Source organism: Terriglobales bacterium, from assembly GCA_035651995.1.
In the GTDB taxonomy this organism is placed as follows: Bacteria; Acidobacteriota; Terriglobia; order Terriglobales; family Acidobacteriaceae; genus DASRER01.
The window spans coordinates 1-14,429 of record DASRER010000021.1 but is presented as its reverse complement, the minus strand read 5'-3'; the positions used below and the strand labels follow the sequence as shown (position 1 = coordinate 14,429).

Annotated in this window: 17 protein-coding genes; 4 read left to right on the top strand and 13 right to left on the bottom strand. The window is 63.1% G+C overall.

All coding sequences use genetic code 11. The features are described 5' to 3' along the window. Positions 1 to 27: 27 nt before the first annotated feature. The 3 genes from VFA60_07540 to efp form a co-directional block, all read right to left on the bottom strand. A complete protein-coding gene (locus VFA60_07540) occupies positions 28 to 573 on the bottom strand; it encodes an adenine phosphoribosyltransferase (protein ID HZQ91625.1) in 546 nt (181 codons plus the stop codon). Next, positions 573 to 854, bottom strand: coding sequence for an acylphosphatase (locus VFA60_07535; protein ID HZQ91624.1), 282 nt, complete (start codon positions 852 to 854; stop codon positions 573 to 575). Before VFA60_07535 ends, VFA60_07540 begins: the two co-directional genes overlap by 1 nt. Before the next feature lie 74 nt (positions 855 to 928). Then, positions 929 to 1,489: an elongation factor P gene (efp, locus tag VFA60_07530; protein ID HZQ91623.1), complete on the bottom strand. Its 561-nt coding sequence runs from the start codon at positions 1,487 to 1,489 to the stop codon at positions 929 to 931. A gap of 246 nt (positions 1,490 to 1,735) precedes the next feature. Between efp and VFA60_07525 the strand changes: the two genes are divergently transcribed. Further along, positions 1,736 to 2,029, top strand: coding sequence for a YtxH domain-containing protein (locus VFA60_07525; GenBank protein HZQ91622.1), 294 nt, complete (start codon positions 1,736 to 1,738; stop codon positions 2,027 to 2,029). Positions 2,030 to 2,054: 25 nt separating this feature from the next. Here VFA60_07525 and VFA60_07520 read toward each other — a convergent pair whose 3' ends face one another. The 8 genes from VFA60_07520 to VFA60_07485 form a co-directional block, all read right to left on the bottom strand. Then, entirely contained in the window at positions 2,055 to 2,351 is a 297-nt protein-coding gene (locus VFA60_07520; protein HZQ91621.1) for an HU family DNA-binding protein, read from the bottom strand. A gap of 173 nt (positions 2,352 to 2,524) precedes the next feature. After that, positions 2,525 to 3,433: a signal peptide peptidase SppA gene (gene sppA, locus VFA60_07515; GenBank protein ID HZQ91620.1), complete on the bottom strand. Its 909-nt coding sequence runs from the start codon at positions 3,431 to 3,433 to the stop codon at positions 2,525 to 2,527. A gap of 11 nt (positions 3,434 to 3,444) precedes the next feature. Further along, entirely contained in the window at positions 3,445 to 4,383 is a 939-nt protein-coding gene (locus VFA60_07510; protein HZQ91619.1) for a diacylglycerol kinase family protein, read from the bottom strand. Positions 4,384 to 4,494: 111 nt separating this feature from the next. Continuing rightward, on the bottom strand, positions 4,495 to 5,259 hold the full coding sequence (locus VFA60_07505; protein HZQ91618.1) for a response regulator: 765 nt from the start codon (positions 5,257 to 5,259) through the stop codon (positions 4,495 to 4,497). Further along, positions 5,256 to 6,347, bottom strand: coding sequence for a histidine kinase (locus VFA60_07500; protein HZQ91617.1), 1,092 nt, complete (start codon positions 6,345 to 6,347; stop codon positions 5,256 to 5,258). Before VFA60_07500 ends, VFA60_07505 begins: the two co-directional genes overlap by 4 nt. A 447-nt stretch (positions 6,348 to 6,794) precedes the next feature. Continuing rightward, positions 6,795 to 7,412, bottom strand: a complete 618-nt coding sequence (locus VFA60_07495) for a hypothetical protein (protein ID HZQ91616.1) — start codon at positions 7,410 to 7,412, stop codon at positions 6,795 to 6,797. Continuing rightward, positions 7,412 to 8,353 carry a UDP-3-O-(3-hydroxymyristoyl)glucosamine N-acyltransferase gene (locus VFA60_07490; GenBank protein HZQ91615.1) on the bottom strand — a complete coding sequence of 314 codons (942 nt, stop codon included), beginning with the start codon at positions 8,351 to 8,353 and terminating at the stop codon, positions 7,412 to 7,414. Before VFA60_07490 ends, VFA60_07495 begins: the two co-directional genes overlap by 1 nt. A gap of 9 nt (positions 8,354 to 8,362) precedes the next feature. After that, entirely contained in the window at positions 8,363 to 9,262 is a 900-nt protein-coding gene (locus VFA60_07485) for a lysophospholipid acyltransferase family protein (protein ID HZQ91614.1), read from the bottom strand. 205 nt (positions 9,263 to 9,467) lie between these two features. Here VFA60_07485 and VFA60_07480 point away from each other — a divergent pair, with 205 nt between their 5' ends. Together VFA60_07480 and VFA60_07475 are read left to right on the top strand one after the other, a co-directional pair. Next, positions 9,468 to 10,013: a c-type cytochrome gene (locus tag VFA60_07480; protein HZQ91613.1), complete on the top strand. Its 546-nt coding sequence runs from the start codon at positions 9,468 to 9,470 to the stop codon at positions 10,011 to 10,013. A gap of 440 nt (positions 10,014 to 10,453) precedes the next feature. Further along, a complete protein-coding gene (locus tag VFA60_07475) occupies positions 10,454 to 10,723 on the top strand; it encodes a hypothetical protein (protein HZQ91612.1) in 270 nt (89 codons plus the stop codon). On the opposite strand, the gene VFA60_07470 is transcribed toward VFA60_07475, so the two are convergent. After that, positions 10,718 to 11,359: an HAD family phosphatase gene (locus VFA60_07470; protein HZQ91611.1), complete on the bottom strand. Its 642-nt coding sequence runs from the start codon at positions 11,357 to 11,359 to the stop codon at positions 10,718 to 10,720. The two genes, VFA60_07475 and VFA60_07470, sit on opposite strands and share 6 nt — an antisense overlap. Before the next feature lie 130 nt (positions 11,360 to 11,489). On the opposite strand from VFA60_07470, the gene VFA60_07465 reads away from it, so the two are divergent. Beyond that, entirely contained in the window at positions 11,490 to 12,497 is a 1,008-nt protein-coding gene (locus tag VFA60_07465) for an L-threonylcarbamoyladenylate synthase (GenBank protein HZQ91610.1), read from the top strand. A 181-nt stretch (positions 12,498 to 12,678) separates the two neighbouring features. On the opposite strand, the gene VFA60_07460 is transcribed toward VFA60_07465, so the two are convergent. Then, complete coding sequence (locus VFA60_07460; protein ID HZQ91609.1) at positions 12,679 to 13,422, bottom strand: CPBP family intramembrane glutamic endopeptidase; 744 nt, start codon at positions 13,420 to 13,422, stop codon at positions 12,679 to 12,681. Positions 13,423 to 14,429 lie beyond the last annotated feature (1,007 nt).

Here is a 14,429-nt window from a genome sequence, read left to right as displayed (position 1 = left end):
TGCTCTTGCGGAAAGCGGAGAGCGCGCTTATTTGTCGTACTGCATCAGGGAAAAAACGTCCGTGCCCGCCAGCTTCTGGCGGCCGCCGAGAAACGTCAACTCCACCACGAACCCGACGCCCACCACGTCCGCGCCCAGCGATCTGGCCAGCTGCACCGTGGCATTCGCGGTTCCGCCGGTCGCGAGCAGGTCGTCGACGATCAGCACGCGCTGGCCCTTGGCGATGGCGTCCTTGTGGATCTCGAGCGTGTCGGAGCCGTACTCCAAATCGTAAGTCCACTTGGCGGTTTCGGCGGGAAGTTTCTTCGGCTTGCGCACGGGGACGAACCCCGCGTTCAGGCGATAGGCCAGCGCGGGACCGAAGATGAACCCGCGGGCCTCGATGCCCAGCACCAGGTCCACGCGGCTGTTCAGGTAGTGCTCGCTCAGCGCGTCAATCAGCGTGGCAAAGCCCACGTTGTCTTTGAGCAGCGTCGTGATGTCGTAGAAGAGGATGCCCTTTTTGGGGAAATCGGGCACCTCGCGGATGAGTTTCTTGAGGTTGTCGCAGTTCATCGCGGGCTTCGGTTGCATCAGGACCAGCTTCCTTCAATGCGAAATGTGGTCAGGTTCGGGACCAGTTGCGCGGGAATGACCTCTACGTCGTCAACGCGCGCGGCGCGCGGCCCGGCGCGCAACTGCTTGTGCAGCGCGGCCAGTTGCTCGCCGCTGCCCATGGCCAGCACTTCCACCGCGCCGTCGGCATTGTTGCGTACCCAGCCGGTGATGCCCAGCGCGCGCGCCGCGCTTTCCACGAACCAGCGGAAGCCGACTCCCTGCACGCGGCCGCGGACAATGTATCTTCGGCACTCCATAAGGCAGTCGAAGTTTCAAGTTTCGAGTTTCAAAGGCACTGCTCGAGCTTGAAACCGGAAACTCGAAGCTGGTTTTATGCGCGCGAGAGGTACGCGCCCTCACTGGTGTCCACGCGAATCTTGTCGCCTTCGTTGACGAACGGCGGCACCTGCACGACGAGCCCGGTCTCGGTCTTCGCCGGCTTGGTGACGCTGGATGCGGTTGCGCTCTTCAGGCCGGGCTCGGTTTCGACCACGGTCAGGTCCACCGTCTGCGGCAATTCGACGCCCACCGGCTTGCCGTCGAAGAACTCGACCGAGATCTGGATGTTCGGCGTCAGGTAGTCCACTGCGTCGCCGAGCACGTCTTTGCCGAGCGTAATCTGCTCGTAGGTCTCGGTGTTCATAAAGGTGTAATGGTCGCCGTCGCTGTAGAGGTATTCCATCTTCTCTTCGTCGACGGTGATCTTGTCGATCGGGTCGGAAGACCGGAAGCGGTGCTCGAACATCGAGCCGGTGCGCAGGTTGCGCAGCTTGGCCTGGATGAAGGCACGCAGGTTGCCGGGCGTGCGGTGCTCCACGCTGAAGACGTTGTGCAGATCATTGTTGTGCTTGATGATCATGCCCGGACGCAGTTGTGTGGCCGGAATTGCCATTCCAATCTCCTCAAACGCTATGCAGGATGCCGCATGCAGCGGCGGCGAGGCCCGGCGGCGTGGCCGGTGGGCGACGCACAAGGGCGTCCGCAATAGGCGGGCGCGAACACTCGATTTTACACGCTGTTGCGCGGGCAGGAAAAGCGGCGCCGCGCTGGCCCGCATCCAACTCCAGTCTGGGTACAATAGGGATTTGCGCAAGGCAAGTTCCGGGGCGCATGGGCCCCGCAGACAGGGAGATTCGGAATGAGCAACTACGAACGCATCGGCGAATATCAACCGTCGGAGCGCAACTCACTGGGCGTGGCGCTGACCTTCCTGCTGGTCGGGATCGGCGTGGGCGCCGTCACTGCCCTGCTGCTGGCGCCCAAGAGCGGCAAACAGCTTCGCCGGGACCTGCGGCGGCGGTACGAGGACACGCGCGAGGCGATGGACGAGTTCACCGACCAGGCCCGCGACATGTTCGAGCGCGGCGCCGAGTGGGCGCGCGACGCGAAGGAGCGCGTCGCTCCCCTGGCGCGCGGCATACGCGCGCGGTAAAGAAGCAGCAAATTGAAATGAGGCGTTAAGAGCCGGCGGCGGCGCTGGTGCTGTTCACCAGGTCCTTGAGTTCCTTACTGGGCTTGAAGAAGGGGATTTTCTTGGCGGGCACGTCGACGCGCTCCCCCGTCTTCGGATTGCGCCCGACGCGCGGCTTGCGCTGACGCGTACGGAAGCTGCCGAAGCCGCGAATCTCGATCTTGTCGCCGGCGTGCAGCGAACGGACGATGCTGCCGAAGATGGTCTCCACGATCACCTCGCTGTCCTTGCGGGTGAGCTCGACCAGTTTGGACACTTCTTCGATCAAGTCGGCTTTCGTCATAGGGGCTCGTCGTAAAGGGGGTTCTGCGGGGAGTTTACACGCTCCGCCCGCGCCGTAAACAGCAAATTTTCAGCCGCCTGACTGGAAAGGCAGGCAAATCGGCCCCTGAGTGCGCCGTTCCAACGGACCGAGGCGGCTCCGTTTCGCGCGCTGAATCGGATCAACTTGCCGGCTTATTTCCAAAGATAGTAAAAGCCAACGTTCGTCTGCAACAGCTTGCTCCGATCGGGGATCCATTCCGAGACGTCGCCGGCGAGCAGGTCGAGCAGCGTCTTGCGCCCTTTCTGCGGGCGCACGAGCGTGGGCTCACCTTTGATGCCGACGGCCTTGGCGGTGTCGTCAACGGCGGTCTCGAAATCGCCGACCTGGTCGATCAGCTTCAGGCCCAGCGCCTGCGAGCCGGTCCAGACGCGGCCGTCAGCGATGGCCTTGATCTCGTCCACCTTCATCTTGCGGCCGTCGGCGACGGCGCGGATGAACTGGCCATGCATGTCGTCGATGAGCGACTGCAGGTAGACGCGCTCTTCCGGCGTCAGGTCGCGGTTGGGATTGCCGGTATCTTTCAACGCGCCGGCCTTGATGACCACATCCTTGAGCTTGGCCCAGCGGACAAGGTCGCCGTAGTTGTACCACTCGGCGATCACGCCGATGCTGCCCACGATGCTGGCCTCGTCGGCGAAGATCTTGTTAGCGGCAGAGGCGACGTAGTAGCCGCCGCTGGCGCCGAGCGTCTCGATGGACGCCACCACGCGCTTCTTCTTCTGCTCGCGCACGCGGCGCACCGCACGGTAGATCTCCTCGCTGGCGGCGGCGCCGCCACCCGGCGTGTTGATGTGCAGGATGATGGCCTTGACCGAGTCATCGTCGCCGTACTTCTTGAGCTGCTTGACGACGTCCTTGGGATCGATGATGACGCCTTCCAGATCGACGATGGCGATCTTGTCGCCAAAGCCGGAGGCCAACCCGGCATTGTTCTGGCGCAGGCTGAGATAAATCAGCGAGAAGACGGCAAGGAAGAAGAGCAAGAAGGCCCCGCCGCCTACGAGCACCCAAATCCAGGTACGCGATCGTTCGCCGGCCATAAGGCGTTAGTTTACACCGCGGAGCTGGTTGCGGCGGGAACGATGACCTGGAGCGCGCGCGGGACGACCTCAATGCGCAGCGGCGTGCGGGCAATGAATTCGCCGTCGGCATAGAGGTCGAGCGGCGGATCGGATTCCAGATCGATCCTGCTGGCGCGCAAATACTGCACTTCCGGATGGCGGATGTGCGTGCCGCCGCGGAGCTCGGCCGCCAGGCGCAGCATGCGCAGCCGGCCGATGCGGTGAACGAAGACGGCGTCGAGCAGGCCGTCGTCGAGACGTGCGGCCGGCGCCATGCGAAATCCGCCGCCGTAGGCGGGAGCGTTGGCGAAGGCGATCAGGGTGCCCGGCCCGCCGGCTTCGATGACGGGATCGTCGGCCCAGCGCAGCATCACGCGCTCGGGACCGGCGCTCTCGATGGCCACCGAAGGCATGCTTCCCGCCGGGCGCTCGGCGCGGAACCGAAACCGCGCATTGCGGCGCAGCAGGATGGCCAGGCCTGCGGCAAGGAAATATCCACCATTGCCGCGCAGCCAGCGCGGCATCGCGTTGGCGCGGCGGTTGGCGTCGGCGTCGAGACCGGCGCCGGCGACGCAGCAAAAGTACGCGGTGGTTGCCGCTTGCGGGGAGCAGATGCGGCCCGCGTCAATCACGCGGACGTTCCCGGCGCCCGCGCAGAACGCCTTCCAGGCCGCGAGCGAAGCTTCCGCTGTCGCCAGGCCGAGGCAGCGGGCGAAGTCGTTGCCGCTGCCAAACGGGACGACGAGCATCGGGGTCCGTTGCTCGATGGCGGCGGTGAGCTGGTGATGGACCGTCCCGTCGCCACCGAAAACCAGTATGGCGTCGGCGCGGTCGCTGGCAGCTTCGGTTGCAAGCTCTATGCCCGACCGACGAAACGGCGACAGGTGTGCTTCTGTGACGCCTTGACCGCGAATGGCGATGGCGCGCATGGGCCCGCCGATGATATCGCGGTCCTTTATTCCTTCTTGAACCCGTCAGCTCCAGGGTCCTCCCTCGCGTCCCTCGCGCAACCCGTGTGCCTTTGTGGTTCGCTTTTGTTCTCAGAGCTGCATCCCAATCCGCGAAGCCAGCCGCTCACGATATGTCCGGCTGAGTTGCAGGCGAGCGCCGTTGCGCAGCAGCACCACGTAGTCGCCTGAGGCCACCGGTTCGAGGGTCTTGATGCGGTCGACATTGACGATGCTCGACCGGTGGATGCGCGCGAACTTGGCGGTGTCGAGCTTCTGCTCGAGGTTGGTCATGGTGTCGCGCAGAAGATGCGATTCGGCGCCGGCGTGCACGGTGACGTAATTGCCGGTGGCCTGCACGTAGTCGATGGTCTCGGTGGGGAGAAACACCACGCGGCCGCTGCTCTTGAACACCAGCCGGCCGGGCTTGCGTCCGTTGCCGGAGACCTGCTCGATGAGCCGCAGAAGCGCGGGATTCAGCTGACGCTGGCGGCGCGCCTCGAGCACGGTGCGGGCCCGTTCCAGGGCGCGATAGAAGCGCTGGTTGTCGAAGGGCTTCAGCAGGTAGTCGATGGCCTGTCGCTCGAAGGCATGCAGCGCGTACTTGTCGTAGGCAGTGACGAAAACCACTTCCGGCATGTTCTCGTGGTCGAGCGCGGCGAGCACGTCGAAGCCATCGACCTCGGGCATCTGCACGTCGAGGAAGACGAGGTCGGGGCGAGTCTGCTGGATGGCGGCCACCGCCTGGGCGCCGTCGGATGCCTCGCCGGCGAGCTCGCAATCGGGCGCGGCGGCAAGGAGGGTGCGGAGGCGCTCGCGCGCCAGCGGCTCGTCGTCAACGATGAGAACGCGAATCATGGTTGTGCCTCCGTGGGAGCGCTGCTGGTGAAGGGCAGCGCGATGTTCACCTGAGCGCCGCCGCCGGGCGGGTTGCTCAATTCGAAGACGTGCCTGTCGGGGTACATTTGCGCGAGCCGCTGCCGTGTGTTGTTCAGGCCGAAGCCGCGAGCGGCGCCGTTGCCGTTGCGAAAGCCGGGGCCGTCGTCACGGAGTTCGATGCGAAGGTCGGAATTCTGGCGCCAGGCGCGGAGCGAGACGCGTCCGCCGGCGCTGCGCTGTCCGATGCCGTGCTTGATGGCGTTTTCCACCAGCGGCTGCAAGAGCATGCTGGGGACGTCGGCGTGTAGCGTGTCGTCGGCGATGGCGCGCTCGACCTGGAGGCGTTCGCCGAAGCGTATTTGCTCGATCTCCAGGTACCGGTTCACCAGATCGAGCTCCTGCGCGAGCGTGATGCGGGGCTCGGAGCCGCTCTCGAGCGAAAGGCGCAGCAGGTCGCTGAGGCGGCTGATCATCTGGTCGGCGGCGCTGGGATCGCGATAGACGAGCGTGGAGATGGCGTGCAGCGTGTTGAACAGGAAGTGCGGGTTCATCTGCGCGCGCAACAGCTGGACCTGCGCCTGCGCGAGACTGGTTTCCAATTGCGCGGTTTGCAGTTGCCGCTCCTGCAAACGACGGTAGTACTGCACCGCCGTTCCGATGGCGACCATGCCCCAATAGGTGAGGAACTCCATGTTGAAGCGGCTGGTCATGTAGGCGCGAACACCCTGCGCCACCGTGTAATTAGGCTTGTAGTGCCCGACCAGGGGGGAAAGCCAGACGAGCAGCACCATGTGCGCAACCGCAAAAACGACGGCCAGCACGACGTGCGCCGGGATCGTCCACACCCACTTGCGCCGCTCCACCGGCAGCCGACGCGCGAGCCAGAGCACGATCGGCGCGGCCAGACCCCACAGCACCCAATTGGTCATCGCCAGCATAAAGGCCATCGACCAGCTGATTGGCGGGCCGTTGTAGGCGTAGGCGAGATAGGTATGCGCCGCAAAGAAAGCGCCGAGGAAGGCACATACCGATGTCCCAACGAGAAGCTTCTTGAAGAACGGCGCCATACCCGTGGCGGGCGATTATATGCCGCCTAAGAAAGCGGCATTGCTGGACTGGGACAGTCTGCGCTGCGGGCGTGACCAGCCGTTGGCCGCGTCCGTCGAAGGGGGCGGTTACTCGCGGGCGGTGAGCAGATAGACGCCAGGGCGGCAACCACGCTCACCAGTTCGACCATCGCGACCGGGCGCGCGGCGCGCTCCAGGGCCTGATTGCGGCGGCGCTGCGCCCGCCACCAGAGCAGCCCAGGGGCTTGGAGCGGTGCGGCGTCGGGCGCGGCCGACTTTGCCGGACCACGCTGCGGCTGCGCCTGGTGCGCCGCCGCGCTGGACGCAGGGAACATCGCGATCCACAGAGTGCCGCCGTTAACACTCGTGTTGCGAACCGCCAACCGAGGTTCTGGCTGTTAGCTTTTAGCCAAAAGCCAAAAGCGCCTTTCCGGAACGGAAGCCACATCAGGCGCGTCGAGCAGTTACGGAGAACAGTGTATCCCGCACGAAATCAATGATTTCCCGCGTCACGTAGTCAGGTGGAGTAAAGCGGAAGATGGGTTTGCCGGCCAGGGGCTTGAGGGAAACCGAATCCCAGGTGGACTGCGCGCCCGCATGGATGAGGGCGGCGGACGCCTGGTCAAGGTACTCGCGCGCGCTGGCCTTGAAGTCGGCGGTTGAGGGATCGAGGACGGTCAGGTAGAGGTCGGGCCGCAAGAATCGCAGCACGCTGTTGGACTCGATGATGACGTTTTGCGCGGCCTGCAGCCGCTGACGCAGTTCGGGCATGGCCTCGGCGAGGCGTCCCTGCTTGGTGCGCACCCACAGCGAAGGCAGCGCGCCGGCGGCAAGGAAGCGCGAGGTGTCAGTGGGGCCGCTGGGATCGGTCTCCTCGGTGATGGCCCAGGTGTGGTCGTCAACCGCGCAGCCGCAGTTCTCGCCGTTGATCGAGCAGACGCCGTGGCCGTACTGGGTGATCTTCACCGCCGCCCAGCGATGTTCACGCAGCGCGGCGATGAGGCCGGCCACCACGCTCGTTTTGCCGACGCTGCGGGAGTGTCCGCCGACGACGATGGTGGCCATTACTTCTCCTGCTCGCGCCTGGTCAGTCGAGCCAGCTGCGCCAACTCGCGCAGATATTGCTTGAGGGGGCGCGCGGGCGTGCCCCAATGGACGCCGGGTTCACGCAGAATCTTGTTGGAAGGCACGCCGGATTGCGCGCCGAGGATGACGCCGCGTTTGATCACAACGTGTTCGGCGAGGCCGACCTGTCCGCCGGCGAGGACGCCATCTTCGATGACGGTGCTACCCGAGATGCCGGTCTGCGCGGCGATGACCACATCTTCTCCGATGCGCACGTTGTGGCCAACGTGCACCAGGTTGTCGAGCTTCGAGCCGCGTCCGATGATGGTGGCGTCGAGGGCGCCGCGATCAATCGTGCAGCCGGCGCCGATTTCCACGTCGTCACCGATCTCGAGCCGCCCAACCTGCGGAAATTTCGTGTAGCGGCCGGTGGCAGGGTCGCGAACGTAACCGAAGCCGTCGCTGCCGAGGACCGAGTTGGCCTGCACCACCACGCGCGCGCCCAGCTTCACCCGCGAGTGAATCGTGACGTTGGGTCCGATGCGCGAGCCCTCGCCGATGACCGCGCCGGCTTCAATGACGGCGCAGGCGCCAACACTCACGTCGGCGCCCAGCTTCGCGTCTGGATGGACGACGGCGGAAGGATGGATTCCGGCAGCCTGGCCGCCGGACAGCAGCGCTGCGGCGCGGGCGAAGGTGAGCTTGGGGTCCCTGGCGATCAGCAGCGGCTTCGATGTGGCCGTGTTCGCTGCAAATTCGCCAGCGATCAACGCGCCGGCGCGCGAGGCGAGCGCTTCGGGCAGGAGCTTCTCGTCCTCTACAAAGATGAGGTCGGCGGGCCCCGCGCTGGAAACACTGGCTACGCCGGAGAGCGATGATGCGCCGTCGGTGACGATGCGGGCGCCGGTGGCGTCGGCGATCTGGCGGACGGTCATGCTCATGGTTGCCGCTCAGTATAGCGGCGGCTCGCCCGGAGGACGCGTTTTCCAGCGACGGTGGACCCAGAGCCACTGCTCGGGATGCTGCCGCACATACTTTTCGATGACCTGCGTGCAGAGCGCGGTGTTGGCGACGGCGTCGGCTTCGTCGTTGCCGGTACGAACAAGCTCGAGGGCGGGATCGAAGCGGATGCGGTACTTCCCGAGCTGTTCGTCCCAAATCGTGAAGCCCGGAACGACCGCCGCGTCGGTGCGAAGGGCCACACGCGCCAGCCCACTGGCCGTGCATGCGAGCCTGCCGAAAAACGGCACGAAGACGCCCTGCGGCGGCGTCATGTTGGTGTCCATCAGGATGCCGACGGTCTGGCCGTCGCGCGTGGCGGCGAGCAAACCTCGAGCAAAGTCTTCCTTGGGAAACGTTCGGTTGCCGCTGCGCGTGCGATAGCGCTCGACGAGCCGGTCGAGGCGGGCATTGTCGAGCGGGCGCACCACCATTTGCAGCGGATGGCCGTAGAGTGCGTGCCCGTAGGAACCGATCTCCCATCCGCCCACGTGCGCCGTGGCGAAGAGCACGCCCTTGCCGCGGTCGCGGGCCGCGAGGTAGTGCTCGAGGCCGTCGTGCACGACCAGGTCAGCGATGTTTTCGCCAGTGAACCGTGGGAGGTGGGCGAAGTCGGCGAGCTGGCGGCCAAGCGTGGCGTACATGCCGCGGAGAATGCGGGCGCGCTCCCCCGCAGATTTTTCAGGAAACGCTAGCTCCAGGTTGCGCGCGCCGACACGCCGCAGCCGCGGATGGAGCCAGTAGACCAGGCGTCCGACGGCGATGCCGACGGCGCGAGCTGCCGAGCGCGGGAGCAGGCCGAGCACCCGCAACAGCAGCCATACCGGCACATACTCGAGCCACTCACGCATCGCAGGAGAGTCGCTGACGGTAGCATCGCGCGAAAAAGCTTGTCAATTTTCGACGGCTTTTCGGCGCTGAACTCGGGCCGTTCCGCCGATCTGCCTGACAGCAGCATCTAACGTGACGCAATCCACGCGCCTGGTTGCCTTCGTACTGTTTCCGAGGACGTGCGCGCCGGCGCATATAATTCTTTGTCGGCCTGGAGGGACCACCGTGAAGAAAGCTCTGGTCGTGATGCCAATCCTGGCGTTCGCGGCACTGGCCGCGTGCCGGGCGAGCGCCCCCGGAAAAATCGAGACGCTGATGGCGGAACAAGCCAAGAAAATCGCCATCGGGGGAAAAGACTGGAAAAATCCGGTGGCCTCGTCCGCGACGGTGATCGACGAAGGGCGCATGCACTTCCAGCATCACTGCCAGATCTGTCACGGCAACGACGGACACAATACCGGCGTGCCGTTTGCGGAAAAGATGTCGCCCCCGGTGGCCGACCTGGGCGACAAAGACGTGCAGGAATACTCCGACGGCCAGCTGAAGTGGATCGTGGAGAACGGCATCAAGATGACCGGCATGCCCGGGTGGAAGGGCATCCTGGAAGATGACGAGATGTGGAAGATCGTGCACTTCATCCGGCATCTGCCCGCCAAGGGCAGCGCGGGCGTGCCCGCGATCTACAAGGAAGAAGAAGAGGAGCACAAGGCGATGCACGAAAAAGGCGCGCCGCACACCCATCCGGGCGAAACACACGAGCACAAGCACTGAGTTGAGTTCTCAGGTTTCAGTTCTTAAGCTCAGGCAACGCTCTTGTTGCTGTTGTCGAGCATTTTGCCCCCCACCGACCCCCGACCGCGAAGTCTCTTGAATTGAAACGGCAGGAGTTCGGCGAGAGATCGGAATGAACAAGGGAACGGGCTGGCGGAGGCTGCAGAAAGAACCCGGGGAGAGAAAATTCGAACTTCCGACCCCCAGGTCCCGAAAATGGGACCACTGAAATTGGTTGGTCTTACTGAGCGGCCTTAGGTTGCCTGCGACTCAGCCTGCTGCAACACAACATGAGTGGGTTCATTCATTTCCGTAACGACGAGAAATCTGCGCGGAGGACTCGTCAGTGCACCTTCGCCATCTCTCGTAAGCGTCTTAAGTGGACCAACGGCTCGAACGATCCTCGCCTCATATCAGGTTCGTCCCGGCCCGAGGAATAGATGATCTCCGATTTCCCGGCGATTGTGGATGCACGCGTTCTGGTTCAGGCCGTCGTTCGCGACACTTTGCTGGGGTTGTTCGAACGGCGGTTGTTCCTGGCACGGTGGACAGACGAGATCATCGAAGAAGCCGTCCGCACGCTGCGGGACAAGCTGGGCTGCACGCAGGAACCAACGGACTACTTGGCCAACGAACGCCGGGCGCGTTTTCCTGACGCGTCGGTTGAACTGGGCGCCCGGGACTTGATCCCTGTTAAGGCAACCCTATAACTGGGCGATGGCGTCGAGAACGGCTGCCGCTCCGGGCAATACGGCAGTGGCTCCCGGAAAGCTACAACTCCGGGTGATTTCGTTTGGGATTACGAGGCATCGCAGGTCGGCGGCGCGGGCAGCTGCCAAACCACGTTCTGAGTCCTCAACAGCAACGCAGTGTTCGGCCCTCATCCCCAGTCGTTCGAGCGCCAGCAGGTAGGGTTCGGGATTCGGCTTCGTCTTGCCGTAATCCTCCCGCGCCAGTACAAACTCGAAATACTTGGTCAAGCCGAGATCAGCATGCATGGTGTCAAAATGCTGCCGCTGTGAACTGGTCACGACTGCCATGCGCATGCGCTGATCGAGCGCTTTCAGGGTTTCCTCCACTTCTGGCAACACCCGCGTCTGGCGCCGCAACATGCCGGAGTACAGGAGATCACGGTAGCGCTTCGAATTCATCACCTGCTCTCGTGAACATCCGTTTTTGATCGCAAGATCAAACGCGCTCCGCCCTTGCCGCATCGACAAGTCGAAAAATTGTTCCAGGCTCAGTTGAATGCCGATCGTGGCCAAGGTTCTTTGGGTGCTCTCGAAGTAAAGGCACTCGGTATCCACGAGCACGCCATCGTTGTCCCACAAAATCGCTTTTACCATTCGTCTGGCAAACCGGCATCACCCCACCGCAAGAGGTTAGCGCATTGTGCCTGCTTAAACCAACGGCGCTGCGACCGCGGCTGATTCGAAAGGGCCGCATCAGTTAGATTCATATAGAGATCGTGTGCGCATGCAAACGCTGTGTTTATCGGCAAATTATGCCGGCGCCATTGAGCAGGCGGTGAAGATTATTCGCGCCGGTGGATTGGTTGCGTTTCCGACCGAAACCGTCTACGGGCTTGGCGGGAACGCTCTCGACACCGTCGCGGTGAAAAAAATCTTTATCGCGAAGGAGCGGCCACGCTGGGACCCTCTCATCGTGCATGTGAGTTCGCGTGAGATGTTGGAGTCATTGGCGTCGAAGATGCCCGCGAAGGTCGATGATCTGTTTTCCGCGTTTATGCCGGGACCGCTGACCCTCGTTCTTCCAAAGAACGCCATGGTGCCGGATATAGTGACGGCAGGCCGCGATACGGTGGCGGTTCGTTTTCCCGCCCATCCGGTGGCAGAACGGTTGATCGCGGAGAGCGGAGTGCCAATCGCCGCGCCGAGCGCGAACCGGTTTCAGCACGTGAGTCCGACGAGAGCCGAGCACGTGTTAGCTGACCTGGATGGGCGAATCGAGGCAGTTCTCGATGGCGGTCCGTGCCCAATCGGGGTGGAATCCACCGTGCTCGATCTCACCGCTGGGCCGCGCATCCTGCGCCAGGGAGGCGTAACCGCCGAGCAGTTGAGACGGCTGCTTGGCAAGGTTGACGCGGGCGATGCGGTTTCGCATCCGCCAGAGAAGGGCTTGCCCTCGCCGGGGATGGTGTCGCGCCACTACGCACCCCGGACGAAGTTAGTGCTGAGCGACGGACAGGAAGACGCACTCGCTGAAGTGGTGCAACCATGGTCGGAGCAGGAGGTGGGAGTCTTGCTGCCGAGCGGCTGGCATACGGCTGCGCCGTTGAGCTTTGACTGGGGCCGGTGGGGAGACTGGAGCACATTAGCTGCGCGACTGTACGCGGGACTACGTTGGCTGGACGAGCAAGAGCCCTACTTCATCGTGGCGCCGTTGCCTCCGGAAGAAGGACTCGGTTCCGCGATCCGGCAACGGCTCTTAAAAGCTGCGAGCACGGCGACCGACCGTGTCTAACTGCGGCATTCCATGCGGATCAAGCGTAGGCGTGTGGCCTGCGCCTTGATGCACGCACATGCGCTTGCCACCGCCCGCGGCCAAGCAACGGTGGATGTCAGAAGAGCTACCCGGCCCCACCCAGGACATGTCCCAGATGTTCAAAAATCAGTCCAGGCCGGACCGGTTGCGCCTTGTCATCTCATAGCAACCGGCTTGCCAGCAGGGGCAAGCCGTCGACAAGATTGTGGACCACCATGCCCGGCCACACGCTCCCAGTGCGCTCTCTTAGCCAACCTAGGAGGACAGCGGGCGGTAACGAGAACAGCATGGCGAACGCGCTGGTTTGCAAGTGCAGGTGGTGGTCGAAGAGTGCGCCGTGGCCAACCACGAAAAGTATCGCGGTGAGCACGCTGCCCCAACCCAGGGGCGCCTTACCTAGCCGCCAGGGCTGGCCGAAGGCTTCGTTCAGCAACGATTGGAAAACTCCTCGGAAGACAAGCTCTTCGGCGATTCCGGGCATGGTCAACTCAAATAACAAGGTTTCCCGGTCCGGCGGCATGCGCATCCCCTGGAACCAGAACACCATTGGCAGCGCCACAGCTCCCAAAGCCACGCACAAAATCGGGCCCACGCTTCGTGGCGCCAACCGCCCTCGGATGCCGAGGCGTGCCAAACTGTAACCGGGCACGGACGCTAGCAGCAGCACCCAAAGCACTTCTAGAATTTTCCCCTGCCAGTTCCAGGATAAGCCGCGAAACCAAGCGGTTCGGGGAGCCATTACGCAGGCCAAGTCCAAATAGATCACACCCGCAGCCACGGCCAGTCGGTTGGCAGCCAGAGGCTTAACACCACGGAAGGCCAATAGAACCAGGGGAAGAAGCCCCGCTATCCAGAGCGAACCAGTGGCCAGCGCTTGCAACAGAAATGTCGGTATGACTTTCATATTGGCGGTTTACGCCACACAACCGATGAAAGTTCCCGGCTCTAGCCGTCCAGTTTGCAGCTTGGTCGAAGTCGATTTAGCGCTACTGAAGCGCAAGTCGCAATACCACGGTGCCGCCGCCAGCGTTTGGCGGGAGTTTACGCCGGGCCAGCAGCCTGCCCGGACAATGCAAACCCTTTTGTGTAAACCCCCATGCCCCGGCGATTTCGCAAGTGTTTGAAAAGAAATGGTCGGCCCTGGCAGACGATTTTCGAACTTTTCTGGGGCACGCCGCGTGACATTTCGCCGAAAGAACGATTCGCCAATTCCCGCCACAAGACGCGAGATGCGGGAACTCGCGAACAAGGCGCGACTCACGGTCGAATGCGCACGAACAGCCGCCCGCAATCGTATGCTCTGAAATGACGGAGGTATTCAGGCCGGGCGAGACTTTTCGCAATCGGCCACTTCAGGAGCACCAACAACGTCCGCTTATGTAGTCACAACCGCCTTCGTTCTGGCGATGCGCCTCACCTCGATACGCTCACAATTCGCCAAGCAGTGGCACGTAATCCAGCATAGCCAATCCGCGCGGGCAATGCACCGCGATGACTCGTAGCCCCGAAAGGCGGACCGGTGACTGTCACAGGCGGCGTTCCGAATTCAGAACACCTGAGATGCAATTTGTGAACAAATGGTCGCAAGCGCCTTGTAGGCTCGGTTCTCTAGTTCAGGCTTCGCCTTTCTCCGCGTCCGTGGCGGCGCATTTCCACGAATAGTTACCACGTTTTGACAGGTGCAGCACTCGACATTTGTTCCGAATTCGGAACGGGTGCCAGTCTCCGTTGCTCCGGTTTCGTTCGGCTGCTAACTTTTCCCGGACTTTTGTGAGGTGTGCCGTGATACGTCACAACAACAAGCGGTTGGTCGTGGTCCTCGTGAGCTGTTTCGCAGCCTCATTTTGACCTGCCCCCTTACTCCGCACACTCCTGAATACGAACGTTGATGTTAACTCCATCCTCGTGGTG